Annotated in this window: 11 protein-coding genes and 2 rRNA genes; 3 read left to right on the top strand and 10 right to left on the bottom strand. The window is 71.9% G+C overall.

Translation table 11 applies throughout. The annotated features are described in order from the left end of the window. Nucleotides 1-90: 90 nt before the first annotated feature. A complete protein-coding gene (locus tag ACWDRR_RS07545; RefSeq protein WP_449771231.1) occupies nt 91-900 on the bottom strand; it encodes a TauD/TfdA family dioxygenase in 810 nt (269 codons plus the stop codon). Between the two features lie 32 nt (nt 901-932). Next, nucleotides 933-1,940 carry an L-tyrosine/L-tryptophan isonitrile synthase family protein gene (locus ACWDRR_RS07550; protein ID WP_449771232.1) on the bottom strand — a complete coding sequence of 336 codons (1,008 nt, stop codon included), beginning with the start codon at nt 1,938-1,940 and terminating at the stop codon, nt 933-935. A 407-nt stretch (nt 1,941-2,347) separates the two neighbouring features. On the opposite strand from ACWDRR_RS07550, the gene ACWDRR_RS07555 reads away from it, so the two are divergent. Then, nucleotides 2,348-3,388: a LysR family transcriptional regulator gene (locus ACWDRR_RS07555; protein ID WP_449771233.1), complete on the top strand. Its 1,041-nt coding sequence runs from the start codon at nt 2,348-2,350 to the stop codon at nt 3,386-3,388. A gap of 159 nt (nt 3,389-3,547) precedes the next feature. On the opposite strand, the gene ACWDRR_RS07560 is transcribed toward ACWDRR_RS07555, so the two are convergent. Together ACWDRR_RS07560 and ACWDRR_RS07565 are read right to left on the bottom strand one after the other, a co-directional pair. Continuing rightward, nucleotides 3,548-4,903, bottom strand: a complete 1,356-nt coding sequence (locus tag ACWDRR_RS07560) for a class I SAM-dependent RNA methyltransferase (protein ID WP_449771245.1) — start codon at nt 4,901-4,903, stop codon at nt 3,548-3,550. A 329-nt stretch (nt 4,904-5,232) separates the two neighbouring features. Further along, nucleotides 5,233-7,296 (bottom strand): APC family permease, encoded by a 2,064-nt coding sequence (locus tag ACWDRR_RS07565; RefSeq protein WP_449771234.1) that lies wholly within the window; start codon nt 7,294-7,296, stop codon nt 5,233-5,235. Between the two features lie 235 nt (nt 7,297-7,531). Between ACWDRR_RS07565 and ACWDRR_RS07570 the strand changes: the two genes are divergently transcribed. Continuing rightward, nucleotides 7,532-8,200, top strand: coding sequence for a potassium channel family protein (locus ACWDRR_RS07570; protein WP_449771235.1), 669 nt, complete (start codon nt 7,532-7,534; stop codon nt 8,198-8,200). Next, nucleotides 8,200-8,871, top strand: a complete 672-nt coding sequence (locus ACWDRR_RS07575) for a potassium channel family protein (protein ID WP_387892715.1) — start codon at nt 8,200-8,202, stop codon at nt 8,869-8,871. Before ACWDRR_RS07570 ends, ACWDRR_RS07575 begins: the two co-directional genes overlap by 1 nt. 155 nt (nt 8,872-9,026) lie before the next feature. Here ACWDRR_RS07575 and ACWDRR_RS07580 read toward each other — a convergent pair whose 3' ends face one another. The 6 genes from ACWDRR_RS07580 to ACWDRR_RS07605 form a co-directional block, all read right to left on the bottom strand. Next, nucleotides 9,027-9,803 (bottom strand): DUF3159 domain-containing protein, encoded by a 777-nt coding sequence (locus tag ACWDRR_RS07580; RefSeq protein WP_449771236.1) that lies wholly within the window; start codon nt 9,801-9,803, stop codon nt 9,027-9,029. Between the two features lie 2 nt (nt 9,804-9,805). Further along, nucleotides 9,806-10,213, bottom strand: coding sequence for an OB-fold nucleic acid binding domain-containing protein (locus ACWDRR_RS07585; protein WP_387892711.1), 408 nt, complete (start codon nt 10,211-10,213; stop codon nt 9,806-9,808). Between the two features lie 74 nt (nt 10,214-10,287). Continuing rightward, nucleotides 10,288-10,968: a response regulator gene (locus tag ACWDRR_RS07590; protein ID WP_387892709.1), complete on the bottom strand. Its 681-nt coding sequence runs from the start codon at nt 10,966-10,968 to the stop codon at nt 10,288-10,290. A gap of 38 nt (nt 10,969-11,006) precedes the next feature. Next, nucleotides 11,007-13,772 carry an ATP-binding protein gene (locus tag ACWDRR_RS07595; protein ID WP_449771237.1) on the bottom strand — a complete coding sequence of 922 codons (2,766 nt, stop codon included), beginning with the start codon at nt 13,770-13,772 and terminating at the stop codon, nt 11,007-11,009. Nucleotides 13,773-14,094: 322 nt separating this feature from the next. Then, nucleotides 14,095-14,211: ribosomal RNA gene (gene rrf / locus ACWDRR_RS07600) — 5S ribosomal RNA — on the bottom strand. 84 nt (nt 14,212-14,295) lie between these two features. Continuing rightward, nucleotides 14,296-14,388 (bottom strand): 23S ribosomal RNA (locus ACWDRR_RS07605); the annotation flags it as partial.

Genomic DNA, 14,388 nt, shown 5'->3' on the forward strand with positions numbered 1-14,388 from the left:
TCGCTCCACCTGTGCCGGACATGGTGGCCTCCGGGCGTTGACGGGTGATGACGGGAGTGGTCGGGCGTGTCGGAAGCCGACCGGGACGGGTCAGATGACCTCGACCCGCTGCAGATGGCGGGAGGTCGGCCCGTTGAAGGCGTTGCGCCCGTGCACCAGCGCGATGTTGTCGGCGATCACGATGTCGCCGCGGCGCCAGTCGTGGGCGTAGCAGTAGGCGGGGCGGTGCAGCCGTTCCGCCATCGAGGCGATGAACTCCTCGGCCTGCCCGCCGTCGACGCCCTCGACCTGCACGGACACCGGGTTCTTGTAGACCGCCGGGTCCAGCGGCTCGGCGAAGCGCAGCACCGGCACACCGGTGCCGGGGTGCTGGGCCACCAGCTTCTCGGTGACCTCGCCGCCGTAGTGCACCATCTTCTCGGTGGTGTAGGTGACGCTGATCCCCGCCCAGAGGTCGCGCAGTTCGGGGTCGGCGTCCCGGTAGACGGCGGTGGTGTCGGAGAAGACGGTCTCCCCGCCGGCTCCCGGAGTCGCGTCCAGGCACTGGAAGAAGAAGTACCGCGGATCGGCCTCGACGAAGGCGCCGTCCCAGTGGAACGGCACGTCGCCGCTGGCGAACAGGTAGTTCCGGGGATTGTCCTCGACCACCAGGTCGATGACCTCGCCCGGCTCCCACTTCAGGACCTCTCCCCACTGCCGGCAGTAGTCGGCGAATTCCTGCTTTCCGAGGAGCGAGAATCCGCGGAGCACCAGGACCCGCGATTCCTCGGTCCAGCGGGCCAGCGTGTCCACCGGAATGTCGGCGATCCGGGCATTGCCGCCGGGGGCCTCGACCACGCGGCCGAACGGACGGAGCGGAATGTGGCGCAGATCCGCGGCCGGGGGCATGGAAGTCGTCATGGCGCGTCGTCCTCCTTTCTGAGATGGCGGCCCTACGGACGGGCGGCGAGGTGCGGGGCGACGAAATGGCTGGGCCGGCCGTCCCGCCAGACGACGGAGGCCTGGAGGTTTTCCGCGTCCCACCGCTTGACCAGGTACCGGCTGACGCCGTCGTCGAGCACCACGCCGTGCCACGGGGTCAGCCAGCCGTCCCTGGTCGGCATGAGCTGGAGCCCGAACTTCTCCGAGTGCGGGGGCTGCGGGTGTATCGACAGGCGTATCGCGTCGGGGAACTTCTCGGCGACCAGCCGGCTCCACGCATTGCTCCGGAGAATGGTCTGGTAGGCGGCGTCCTTGGAGTTCTTCCGGAGCTGGTTCCGGGTCGTCCCGCCGCCCTCCCGCGCCACCGCGTCCTCGAACATGAAGCGGTGTATTCCGTTGAACAGCGCACGCGTGTTCCGGTCGGTGCGGACGTTCTCCTTGAGCTCCTCCAGCGTCGCGGAGTAGTTCTCCTCCAGGACGCGCCGCATCTTCGGGTAGTCGAGGCTGCCGAACGCGTCGTCCAGGCCGAAGAGGTCCAGCGCCGACCAGTGCGAGGTGCCGATCATGTCCGCGAGGACCTGCCGGTAGGCGGTCACCGCCCCGTCGGTCACCCCGACCACGTCGCCGAAGACGTGGCCGTCCGAGCAGATCGTGACCCGGGCGCCCGGCCCGTAGAAGTGCCGCACGTAGTCGCAGAGCGACTGCAGGAAGCCGACCGCCAGCTGCTCGCCGAGGTCCGGCAGCGCGCCGAGCACCTTGCCCTGGTTCGGGGACTTCGCCGGAAAGGCCGGCACCACGAAATGGATGGGCTCATTGCGCGCGGTGAAGCGCTCCATCTTGGCCCGGTGGACTTCGGAACACGCCTCGCAACGCGCGTTCCCCGAAACCCCGGTGCCGTCCGCCGGATCGGCCGGTTCGGCCGCCAGCGCCTCGTCGATCCGCTGGTACCGGTAGAGCAGTTCGAGTACTCGCTCCGATGCCGTCCGGGCGGACGGCTCCCCCGTGGTGTTGTGGTTCAACACTCCTCCAGACAACATGCCCGTTTGGGCGCGAAGCCGGAATCGTGCGATCCGCACCGGGCGGACTCGGGTGGAATTCCTGGTTGCACACTCATTTCACCGCTCCTGAATTCGTGTCCGCGCCGGGCGGCACGGAACCGCTTCTGGGATGGTGCTCGTGGTTCTCGACGGACCGTCATCGGTCGTGCCCGGTGGACACCCTTCCCCCGACGGCCGTTCTCGCCGAAACGATGGCCGCGCCTCCGCATACGCGGGTGGATCGGGGCAGGCCGAAAGAATCGGTCGGCCGGTTTTCGGCCACCCCGACCACGCCGTACCGGATTCTCCCGCGATCTCGCTGAGGCAACGTCAGCTTCCCTCGCCCGCAAGGCTCCGCGCAATCGTCTATCGATTAGCATGGTTGATGGATGGCGGAGCCAGCTCCGGGGCGATGGGAGGCAACGGCGATGGTCGGCGTGGACGACCCGGCGGTTCACCAACTGCGATCACTGCTGACGCTGGCCGAGGAGCTGCATTTCGGCCGCGCCGCCGCACGGCTCTACCTGACCCAGCCCGCCCTCAGTCAGCAGATCCGCACCCTCGAACGCCGGCTCGGGGTGCAGCTGTTCACCCGGACGAGCAGGAAAGTGAAGTTGACGCCCCTTGGGCATGCCCTGCTTCCACTCGTCCGGAACGTGGTGGGCGCGGCGGACGAACTGCGCGACGCCGCACGCCACTCACCCGCCGACGGCGACGGACTGACCCTGCGGCTGGGGCTGACCGACTGCGCCGCCGCCCTGGCGGCCACCCGCCGGGTGATCGCCGCGCTCACCACCCTGCACCCCGGCCTGGACGTGGACTTCCACGTCCTGGACCTGGTCGAGCAGACGACCGCCCTGGCGATCGGGAAGATCGACGCCGCGTTCGTCTACCTGCCGGCGCCCGAGGGCTTCCACGCCGAGCCCCTCACCACCGAGTCCCGGGTGGTCTGCGTGGCCGCCGCCGACCCGCTGGCCCGGCAGCCGGCCCTGCGGCTCGCGGACCTCGCCGACCGGCCGATGGTCGGCCTCGCGCCGGAGGTGTCCCCCTCCGAGCGGAGCTTCTGGGCGATGGACCCGCGGCCGGACGGCACCGCTGTCCGCTACAGCGGGCACCAGGTCACCCGGGTGGAGTCGCTGCTCTCCGCGGTCTCCTTCGACGGGGCGATCGCCTTCCTGCCCGCCGTGGCGGCCGAGCTCTTCCCCCGCCCGGACGTCCGCTACCGGCCGGTGGAGGGGCTGGTGCCCTGCGACTTCGGCGTGGTCTGGCCCGCGGACGACCACGAGAAGCCCGGCATCGCCGTCCTCCAGGACGTCTGCTGCCGCCTGCGCGACCAGGGCCTGCCGGCCGGGACGATGCAGACCCCGGCCGCGCCCGAGGCCGCCCACAGCCCCGGGGTGGCCGGCACCGTGGGCGCGCCCTCCGGCTGAGCCCGCCCGGACGGCCGTACCGGGCCGCTGAGGCCGGGCCTGAGCGGCCCCGGCGGGGGCGGCCCCGGCGGGGGCGGCCCCGGGCCGCCCCGCAGACGCCGGCAGGCGGCACCCGGAGCGCCCGGATACCGCCTGCGCGTACTGCGGGGAGAGCCCCGGCTACTCCCCGATCGGCTCCAGGATCGCCACGCACTCGAAGTGGTGGGTCATCGGGAACAGGTCGAAGGCCCGCAGCGAGACCGGCCGGTAGCCGCCCTCGCGGAAGAACGCGAGGTCCCGGGCGAGCGCGGCCGGGTCACAGGCGACGTAGGCGATCCGGCGGGCCGAGAGGCCGGCCAGGTGCGCGACGGTCTCCCGCCCGGCGCCCGCGCGCGGCGGGTCCAGGACGATCAGGTCGGTGGCGGTGATGCCGGTGCGCGGCAGCAGCGTCTCCACCCGGTCGCACTCGATCCGGACGTTGTCCAGCGCCGCCAGGTTGTGCCGGGCGTCGACCACGGCCTGCTTGGCGGACTCGATGCCGAGCACCGCGCCGTCCTCGCCGACCCGGTCGGCCAGCGCACCCGCGAACAGCCCGACGCCGCAGTACAGGTCGAGCGCGCTCTCGCCCCACTGCGGGTCCAGGCCGTCCAGCACGGCGTCGACCAGGGTGTCCGGCGCCTCGGGGTGGATCTGCCAGAAGCCGCCGTTGCTGACCCGCCAGGTCCGGCCGGCCGCCCGCTCGCGGACGAAGGAGCGACCGTGCACCTTGTGGATGTTGTCGTGCTCGTCGATCCGGGCGATCGACACCGGCTTGTCCAGCTCGACCAGCGGCAGCTGGGCGCCGGGGCGCGGGGTCAGCACCACCTGACGGTCCGAGGAGCCGGCCGCCGCGATCACCTCGACGGTGGCGACGCCCGGCCAGTCGCGGGCCTCGATGCCCAGCTCCGTGACGCCCTCGGCGGCGATCAGGCAGCGGTCGATCGGCTGGATGTCGTGCGAGCGGTGCTTGCGCAGACCGACCTTGCCGCTCTCCTGGTCCACCGCGTACTGCACCCGGGTGCGCCAGGCCGGCACCTGCCCGGCCGGCAGCTTGCCGCCGACCGGCTCGACACTGCCGTCCCAGCCGGCCTCGGCCGGGGTGAGGCCCGCCAGCTTGGCCAGCTGCTCGGTGAGCACCTGCACCTTGAGCTTGCGCTGCCCGCCCGGGGTCACGTGCTGCCAGTCGCAGCCGCCGCACTTGCCCGGCCCGGAGAACGGGCAGGGCGGGGCGATCCGGTCCTTGGCGGGCTCCAGGATCTCCACCGCGTCGGCGCGCAGGAAGCGCGACTTCGTGGTGCCGTCGGTGACCTGGACGATCACCTTCTCGCCCGGCAGCGCGTGCCGGACGAACAGCACCCGGCCCTCGTGGCGGGCCACGCAGTGCCCGCCACCGTGCGCGACGGCGCCGACCTCGACCTCGTAGCGCTCGCCGACCAGCGGGTCGCCGCCGGGCCCCTTGGGGGCGGCTTCGGCACGCGGCGCGCGGGGAGTGCGCAGCACCTTCGGCGGGCGGACGGCCTGCTTGCGCGGGCGGTCCCCGTCCTTGGGCTTCTCCCTGGGCTTCTCCTTGCGGGCCTGCGCGGGGGCGGGCCGCTCGGCGACGGGCTCCGGCGCCCGCTCGCTCGGCGCGAGCGGGGCGGTCTGCGCGGTGAAGCCGTCGCGGTCGGTGGCGGCCGGGCGCACGGGCTTGCCCCAGCGCGGCCGGGCGACCTGGCCGGGCTTGCCGGCGCCGCCCTTGCGGGCGCCCTTCGCGGAGGACCCCTTCGAGGACGAGCCCTTCGACGAGGAGCCCGAGGAGCCGTTGGAGCGGGGCGGGGTGTTGCGGGTCACTGGGAGGAGTCCTTGCTGCTGTCAGCGGTGTCGTCGGGCTGTGCGGAGACCTTCGACTTTACGGCCTTCGGGGCCCGCGGCTCACCACGACGGACGGCACCCGGCGCCGACCAGGCCTTCTGCGGCTTGCGCCGCTCGGAGGACTCCAGCTGCCACGGCACCGAGGTGACCATCACCCCGGGCTTGAACAGCAGGCGCCCCTTGAGCCGCAGCGCGCTCTGGTTGTGCAGCAGGTGCTCGTACCAGTGGCCGACCACGTACTCCGGGATGTAGACGGACACCACATCGCGCGGGCTGCTGCGGCGCAGGTTCTTCACGTAGTCCAGCACCGGCCCGGTGACCTCGCGGAACGGCGAGTCCAGCACCTTGAGCGGCACCTCGATGCCGCGCTCGTCCCACTCCGCGCGCAGCGCCGCGGTGTCCGCCGGGTCGACGTTGACGGTGACGGCCTCCAGCGTGTGGGCGCGGGCCAGCCGCGCGTACGCCAGGGCCCGCAGGGCCGGCTTGTGCAGCTTGGAGACCAGCACGATGGCGTGCACCCGGGTCGGCAGCACCACGTCGTCCGGCTCCTCGGCGGCGACCAGCTCCTCGGAGACCCGGTCGTAGTGCCGGCGGATCGCCTTCATCATCACGAACAGCACGACCATCGCGGCGATCGCGATCCAGGCGTGGCTGATCTTGGTGGCGAGGACGACGATCAGCACGGCCATGGTCATCACCAGGCCGAAGGTGTTGATCGCCCGGCTGCGCTGCATGTGGCGGCGCTTGGCCGGGTCGGTCTCGGTGCGCAGGTGCCTGGTCCAGTGCCGGATCATGCCGGACTGGCTCATGTTGAAGGACACGAAGACGCCGACGATGTACAGCTGGATGAGCCTGGTCGGGTCGGCGTCGAAGGCGATGATGAACAGGATCGCGGCCAGCGCCAGCAGGATGATGCCGTTGGAGAAGGCCAGCCGGTCACCGCGGGTGTGCAGCTGCCGCGGCAGGTAGCGGTCCTGCGCCAGGATCGAGCCGAGCACCGGGAACCCGTTGAAGGCGGTGTTGGCGGCCAGCACCAGGATCAGGCCGGTGACGGCGGCCACGAAGTAGAAGCCGGGCGTGAAGTTCGAGAAGACCGCCTCGCTGATCTGGGCCAGCGCGGTCTTCTGGTGGTAGCCGTCGCCCGCGCCGACCAGTTGCTCGGCGGGGTTCTCGGCCATCTGGACACCGGTGAGGCGGGCCAGCCAGATGATGCCCATGAACATCACGACGGCGATCGACGCCATCATCAGCAGCGTGGTCGCCGCGTTCTTGCTCTTCGGCTTGCGGAAGGCCGGCACGCCGTTGGAGATCGCCTCGACGCCGGTCAGCGCGGCACAGCCCGAGGAGAACGCCTTGAGCAGCAGGAACACCATCGCGAACCCGGCCAGCGACTCGTTGCCGGGCGTCGCCTCCAGGTGGAACCCGGAGCTCTCGGCGGGCATCTCCTGGCCCAGGCCGAAGTGCCGGACCACGCCGTACACCACCATGCCGAGCACGCCGACCATGAAGGCGTACGTCGGGACGGCGAAGGCGCTGCCGGACTCGCGGACGCCGCGCAGGTTGATGCCCATCAGCACGATCACCACGACGACCGAGAGGGTCAGCTCGTGGCCGCGCAGCGAGGGCACCGCGGACACCACGTTGGCCACCCCGGAGGTGGTGGAGACCGCCACGGTGAGGATGTAGTCCACCATCAGCGCGCTCGCGACCACCAGGCCGGAGTTCGGGCCGTGGTTCACGGTGGCGACCTCGTAGTCGCCACCGCCGCTCGGGTACGCGTGCACGTTCTGCCGGTAGGAGGCCACCACGGCGAGCATGACGACGGCGACGACGACGCCGATCTGCCACGAGAAATGAATGGCCGAGGCACCCGCCAGGGAGAGCGTCAGCAGGATTTCCTCGGGCGCGTACGCGACCGAGGAGAGCGCGTCCGAGGCGAAGACGGGCAGCGCGATGCGCTTGGGGAGCAGCGTTTCCCCGAGCTTGTCGCTGCGCAGCGCACGCCCGATCAGGATGCGTTTCGGAAGGTCAGTCGGCATAGGCACGTTAAGGAATCGTAGGGGCTCTTCGGCCTGTGGTCCGACTTATGGCCCCCCCTTCGTCGCGACTGTGTTCGGTGGACCGGCTAGCGTGTCGGATACGAGCAGGCGGGCAACACTCAGGTTGTCGCACCGAGCCGCACGAGGACGCTCGCTCCGGAGCACGGGGCGGGAAAGGAAGATGAACGGTGTTTGCGCAGGTCAAGAACCCAACGGGACGGGTGAGGTAGCGCCGGTGCACATCGTCATCATGGGCTGCGGCCGCGTGGGCTCCGCCCTCGCCAGAGCACTCGAGAAACAGGGCCACTCGGTCGCCGTCGTCGACCAGGACCCGACGGCCTTCCGCCGCCTCGGCGCCGGCTTCAACGGCCGCCGGGTCACGGGCGTCGGCTTCGACCAGGACACCCTGAAGGAGGCGGGCATCGAGGAGGCCGGCGCGTTCGCCGCCGTCTCCAGCGGTGACAACTCCAACATCATCGCGGCCCGGGTCGCCCGGGAGAACTTCGGCGTGGAGAACGTCGCGGCCCGGATCTACGACCCCCGCCGCGCGGAGGTCTACCAGCGCCTGGGCATCCCGACCGTGGCGACCGTCCGCTGGACGGCCGACCAGATGCTGCGCCGGCTGCTGCCGAGCGGCGCCGAGCCGCTCTGGCAGGATCCGAGCGGCACCGTGCAGCTGGCCGAGGTCGCCTACGACCCGCGCTGGGTCGGCCACCGGATCAGCGCGCTGGAGGAGGCCTCCGGCACCCGGGTGGCGTTCGTCACCCGGCTCGGCGAGGGCGTCCTGCCCACGCCCGCGATGGTGGTGCAGGAGGGCGACCTGGTGCACGTCATGGCGCGCCGGGCCGACCTGGCCGCCGTCGAGGCCGCGTTCGCGCAGGGGCCGAAGGAGGAGGGTCACTGATGCGGGTCGCCATTGCCGGAGCCGGCGCCGTCGGCCGCTCGATCGCGAGCGAGCTGCTGGAGAACGGCCACGAGGTCCTGCTGATCGACAAGAACCCGAACTCCATCTCGGTGGAGCGGGTGCCCATGGCGGAGTGGCTGCTGGCCGACGCCTGCGAGATCACCTCGCTGGACGAGGCCGCCCTGCAGCGCTGCCACGTGGTGATCGCCGCCACCGGTGACGACAAGGTCAACCTGGTCGTCTCGCTGCTCGCGAAGACCGAGTACGGCGTGCCGCGGGTGGTCGCCCGGGTGAACAACCCCAAGAACGAGTGGCTCTTCAACGAGTCCTGGGGCGTGGACGTCGCCGTCTCCACCCCGCGCCTGATGTCCGCCCTGGTCGAGGAGGCGGTCAGCGTCGGCGACCTGGTCCGGCTCATGCGCTTCAGCCAGGGCAACGCCAACCTGGTCGAGCTGACCCTGGCGAGCGACACCGAGCTGGTCGGCACCCGGGTCGGCGACGTGGCCTGGCCGCCGGACACCTCGCTGGTGACGATCATCCGCGAGGGCCGGGTCCTCACCCCGGGCAAGGACGACACCCTGGAGGGCGGCGACGAGCTGCTCTTCGTGGCCGCCCAGGAGCGCGAGGAGGAGCTGGAGAACCTGCTCTCCGCCACCTCCGGGGCCCAGTAGCGGCCCACCCGTCCACGGACGCGAGCGGGGCCCGCACTCGGATCGAGTGCGGGCCCCGCTGTCGTGCGTGGGCTCTGCGGCGGCGCTGTCGTGCGTGGGCCGGCTCTGCGTCGGCTCTGCGGCGCTGTCGTCGTGGGCTCTGCGGCGGTGCGCCGCTACCTGTCCCCCGGCGGCGCCTCGGCGGGCTCCTCGGCCGGCTCGTCGTCCAGCTGCGCCTTGATGGGCGGCGGCGCCTTCAGCAGGATCTGCCAGGTGACGTACATCGCCAGCAGCATCGGCGGGATGCCCAGGGCGACCTTCAGCCAGCCGAGCAGGTTGACGTTGTGGGTGAAGTACAGCGGGAAGAGGATCACCGGCTTGATGCCCATGATCACCACCCAGGCCCAGGTGGCCTTGGTGTAGGCCGCGAGGCGCCCGGGGTTCTCCTTGCGCCAGGTGAACATCTCCCCGGTGATCGGGCCGAGCATCAGGCCGATCATCGGCCAGCGGACCAGCGCCGAGACGGCCAGGCCGATGCAGTAGCCGACGTTCCACAGCAGACCGGGCAGGTAGAAGTTCTCCGCCTTGCCGGTCTTCATGGAGATCCAGGCACCGATGGCGACGCCGAAGACGCCGCTGAAGGCGTGCTGGACGGTCTCCCGCCGGGCCAGCCGCGCCACCACGAACAGGCCGCTCAGTCCGAGCGCGGCCCAGGCGGCCGCCGGGACCTGGTGGGTGATGTTGTACGTGACGATGAAGACCAGGCCGGGCAGCGTCATGTCGACCATGCCGCGGACACCGCCGAACGCCTTCATCACGGTGTCGGCGGCCTCACGGGAGGCTGCCTCGCGGGAAGCGGCCTCGCGGGCGGCCTCCTGGGCCGTCTGCTCGTCGGGGGCGATCTCGACCACGCCGAGCTTGGCGGCGGGCTCGCCGCCGGGCTGGTTGCTCACGCTCATTCGCTCCCGTGTCCGACCGGACGCAGTTCGTAGCGGGGGTTGAACAGCACGCGGCGCCCGCGTGCGTGGCCGATCCGGCCGCTGGCCACCAGTCGGCGGCCCGGCTCTATGCCCGCGATGGAGCGACGGCCGAGCCAGACCACGTCCAGCGCCTCGGTGCCGTCGAAGAGCTCGGCCTCCAGGGCCGGCACGCCGGCCCGCGGGCGGAGCGTCACCGTGCGCAGGGTGCCCGCGACGGTGACCAGTTCACGGTCCCCGCACCGGGCGATCGGAGTGCAGCCCGACTCCGCCGCGCTCTCCTGGCGCAACTCCTCCGCCTGCAGCTCCTCCGCGGAGGAGGTCAGCCGGCTGAGCATGCGGCGGAAGCGGCCCTGCGGCTGGTCGCTGCTGATGTCACCACTCATGTCGGAAGGGTACCGGTTTTGGGGGCCGCAGCGGCAGGCCGTGGAGCCGGCCGGGGGCCGGACCGCCCCGGGGTTCAGCTCTCGAAGCGGTAGCCCATGCCCGGCTCGGTGATGAAGTGGCGCGGGTGCGAAGGATCGCGCTCCAGCTTGCGGCGCAGCTGGGCGAGGTAGACCCGCAGGTAGTTGGTCTCGGTGCGGTAGGCCGGACCCCAGACCTCCTGGAGCAGCTGGGTCTGGCTGACCAGCCGGCCGGCATTGCGGACCAGTACCTCCAGCAGGTGCCACTCGGTGGGAGTCAGGCGGACGTCGGTGCCGTCCCGGTTGACCTTCTTCGCCGCGAGGTCGACGGTGAAGCTGTCGGTGACCACCAGCGAGTCGTCCTCACCGGCCACCGGCTCGGCCCGGCGGACGGCGGCGCGCATCCGGGCGAGGAGCTCGTCCATGCCGAAGGGCTTGGTGACGTAGTCGTCGGCGCCCGCGTCGAGCGCCTCGACCTTCTCGTCGGAGGCGTGCCGGGCCGAGAGCACGATGATCGGCACCCGGGTCCAACCGCGCAGGCCCTTGATCACCTCGACGCCGTCCATGTCGGGCAGACCGAGGTCGAGGACCACCACGTCGGGGTGGCGGGCGGCGGCCAGCTCCAGGGCGCTCGCACCGTCGTGGGCCGCGTCGACCTCGTACTTTCGGGCCTTGAGGTTGATCACCAACGCGCGGACGATCTGCGGTTCGTCGTCCACGACAAGGACCCGGGTCATTCGGGCTCCGCCTTTCACAGCTGTCGGAAGGGTGGTGGTCATACGGGGGACGGGCGGTCCGTCGGCCCGGACGGCAGGCCGTCGGCGGGTGCGGCCGGCGCGGGGGGAGGCTCGGGTGGGCCGGCCCGCTCGGCCGGCTCTGCCTGTTCGGCCCGCGCGGTCTGCTCCGGCGGCTCCGTCCGTTCGGCCCGCTCGGCCGGCTCTGTCTGCTCGGTCCGGTCGGTCCGCTCTGTTTGCGCGGCCTGCTCGGTCTGCTCGACCGGCTCCGGCGGGCGGTCCACGGCGGGCAGGGTGACGACCATGGTGAGGCCGCCGCCCGGGGTGTCCTCGGCCGTGACGGTGCCGTCCATCGCCTCGACGAAGCCGCGCGCCACCGCGAGCCCGAGGCCCACCCCGGCCCCGCGCGGCGCGTCCCCGTACCGCTGGAACGGCGCGAAGATCCGCTCCTTGGCGTCCTCCGGCACCCCGGGCCCCCGGTCGACTATCCGCAGCTCGACCCGGCCCGGGCCGCCCGGCGGGTGCAGGGCGTCGGCCTTGACCAGCACCTTCACACCGTCCGGGCTGTACTTGACGGCGTTCTCGACCAGGTTGGCCAGCGAGCGCTCCAGCAGACCGCCGTCGGCCCGGATCATCGGCAGCGTCTCGGGGACGTCCAGCCGGACGGCCTCCGGCGGCACCCCGCCGAGCGCGAACGGCACCACCTCGTCCAGGTCGGTCTCCTGGATCAGCGGCGTGACGGTGCCGGTCTGCAGCCGGCTCATGTCGAGCAGGTTGTTGATCAGGTGGTCGAGCCGGTCGGCCCCGGCCTCGATCCCGGCCAGCAGCTCCGCCTCGTCCGCCTCGTCCCACTCGACGTCCGCCGAGCGGAGCGAGGTCACCGAGGCCTTGATGCCCGCCAGCGGGGTCCGCAGGTCGTGCGAGACGGCGGCCAGCAGCGCCGTACGGATCCGGTTGCCCTCGGCCTCCCGGCGGGCGGCGGCGGCCTCCCCCGCCAGCCGGCGGCGCTCCAGCACCACGGCGGCCTGGGCGGCGAAGGCGCCGAGCAGCCGGCGGTCCTCGGCGGGCAGCACCCGGCCGCGCAGCACCAGCGCCAGGGAGTCGCCGACCGGGACGTCGACATCGGCCGTCTCCGGCCGCAGGGGCGGGCGCGGACCGGCCGCAGCGACCGACTGCCACGGCCCCAGCGGATCGGGCCGCTCCAGCAACGCGGCGGCGTCCTGCTGGAACGTCTCGCGGACCTGCTCCAGCAGCGCGGTCAGGACGCCGTCCCCGCTCGGCACGCCCCGCAGCACCGTGCCGGCCAGCGCGCTGAGCGTCTGGGCCTCGGTCTGGCTGCGGGCCGCCTGGAGGGTGCGCCGGGCGGCGAGGTCCACCACGGAGGCCACCGCGATGCCGACGGCGGTGAAGATCGCCACCGCCATGATGTTCTGCGGCTCGTCGATGGTGAAGGTGTGGATCGGCGGGGCGAAGTAGTAGTTCAGCGCCGAGGACCCGACCAGGGCCGAGGCGATCGCCGGGAAGAGCCCGCCGACCAGTGCCGCGCAGACCGTCAGCGACAGGAACAGCAGCATGTCGGTGGAGAGCCCGAGGCCCTCGACGTGGGTGAGCAGCAGCGCCAGCAGCGGCGGCCCGCCCAGGCCGATCAGCCAGCCCGCGACGGTCCGCGACCGGCCGAGGTCGGTGACCCGGCGGATCGGGATCCGGCCCAGGCCCAGGGCGGCCTGCTCGTGCGTGACGATGTGCACGTCGATGTCCCCGGCCGCCCGGGTCACGGTGGTGCCCACGCCCGGCCCGTAGACGTACTGCCAGGCGGGCCGGCGGCTGGTCCCCAGCACGATCTGGGTGGCGTTCACGCCGCGGGCGAAGTCCAGCAGCCCGGCAGCGGGGTCGTCGCCGAGCACCGCGTGGAAGCTGCCGCCCAGGTTCTCCACCAGCGCCCGCTGCTCGATCAGCGCCTGGGAGGAGCCCGAGCCCGAGCCGGCCAGGCCGTCCGAGCGGGAGATGTGGACGGCCAGCAGCTCGCCGCCGGAGCCCCGGGCGGCGATCCGGGCCGCACGGCGGATCAGGGTCGCCCCCTCGGGCCCGCCGGTCAGACCGACCACGATCCGCTCCCGGGCCTGCCAGGTGCCCTTGATGCCCTGCTCGGCCCGGTACTTCTGCAGGTACTCGTCGACCCGGTCGGCCGTCCAGAGCAGCGCCAGCTCGCGCAGCGCGGTCAGGTTCCCGGGGCGGAAGTAGTTGGCGAGGGCGGCGTCGATCTTCTCCGGCGCGTACACGTTGCCGTGGGCCAGCCGCCGGCGCAGGGCCTGCGGCGACATGTCGACCAGTTCGAGCTGGTCGGCCCGGCGCACCACCTCGTCCGGCACGGTCTCCCGCTGCCGGACCCCGGTGATGCCCTCGACCACGTCGCCCAGCGACTCCAGGTGCTGGATGTTCACGGCCGAGATGACGTCGATGCCGGCCGCGAGCAGCTGCTCGACGTCCTGCCACCGCTTGGCCGTGCGGGAGCCCGGCACGTTGGTGTGCGCCAGCTCGTCCACCAGCACCACCTGCGGGCGGCGGGCCAGCACGGCGTCCAGGTCCATCTCGGTGAACGCGGCGCCCCGGTGGGCCAGCTCGCGACGCGGGACGACCTCCAGGCCCTCGACCAGCTCCGCGGTGTGCCGGCGCCCGTGGTCCTCGACGAACCCGACGACCACGTCCGTGCCGCGCTCCTGCCGCCGATGCGCCTCGGAGAGCATGGCGTACGTCTTGCCGACCCCGGGCGCCGCCCCGAGGTAGATCCGCAGCCTGCCGCGTCCCATGTGCACCATTCTTGATCCGGCCTGTCCGGGGGACCACCCCGGACACCTGTTCCCCTCACCTTGGAGACTACGGCGTAGCCCGCGATTCTCCACCGATCGAGGCGCTGATCAGGCAGTTTTAGCGGCATATTGACGGCTCGACGGGGTCTTCGGGGAGCTCTGCCGGCCCCTTCGGGCCCCCGGCGGCATCGACCGGACGGGCACCCCGTCGCACCGGAGCCGACCGCGTCCGGACATACCTCGTACCGGGTCCGGAACGAATGGCCCGGGAACGCAAAGAACCCCCCGATCCGAATGGATCAGGGGGTTCTTCACAATGATTGTTCGGCGGCGTCCTACTCTCCCACAGGGTCCCCCCTGCAGTACCATCGGCGCTGTGAGGCTTAGCTTCCGGGTTCGGAATGTAACCGGGCGTTTCCCTCACGCTATGACCACCGAAACACTATGAAACTGTCAACCGCACCACACCCTGGCCAGGGCATGGGGTCGTTGTTTCAGAACAACACAGTGGACGCGAGCAACTGAGGACAAGCCCTCGGCCTATTAGTACCGGTCAACTCCACCCCTTACAGGGCTTCCATATCCGGCCTATCAACCCAGTCGTCTACTGGGAGCC

It is taken from the genome of Kitasatospora sp. NPDC003701 (genome assembly GCF_053587085.1).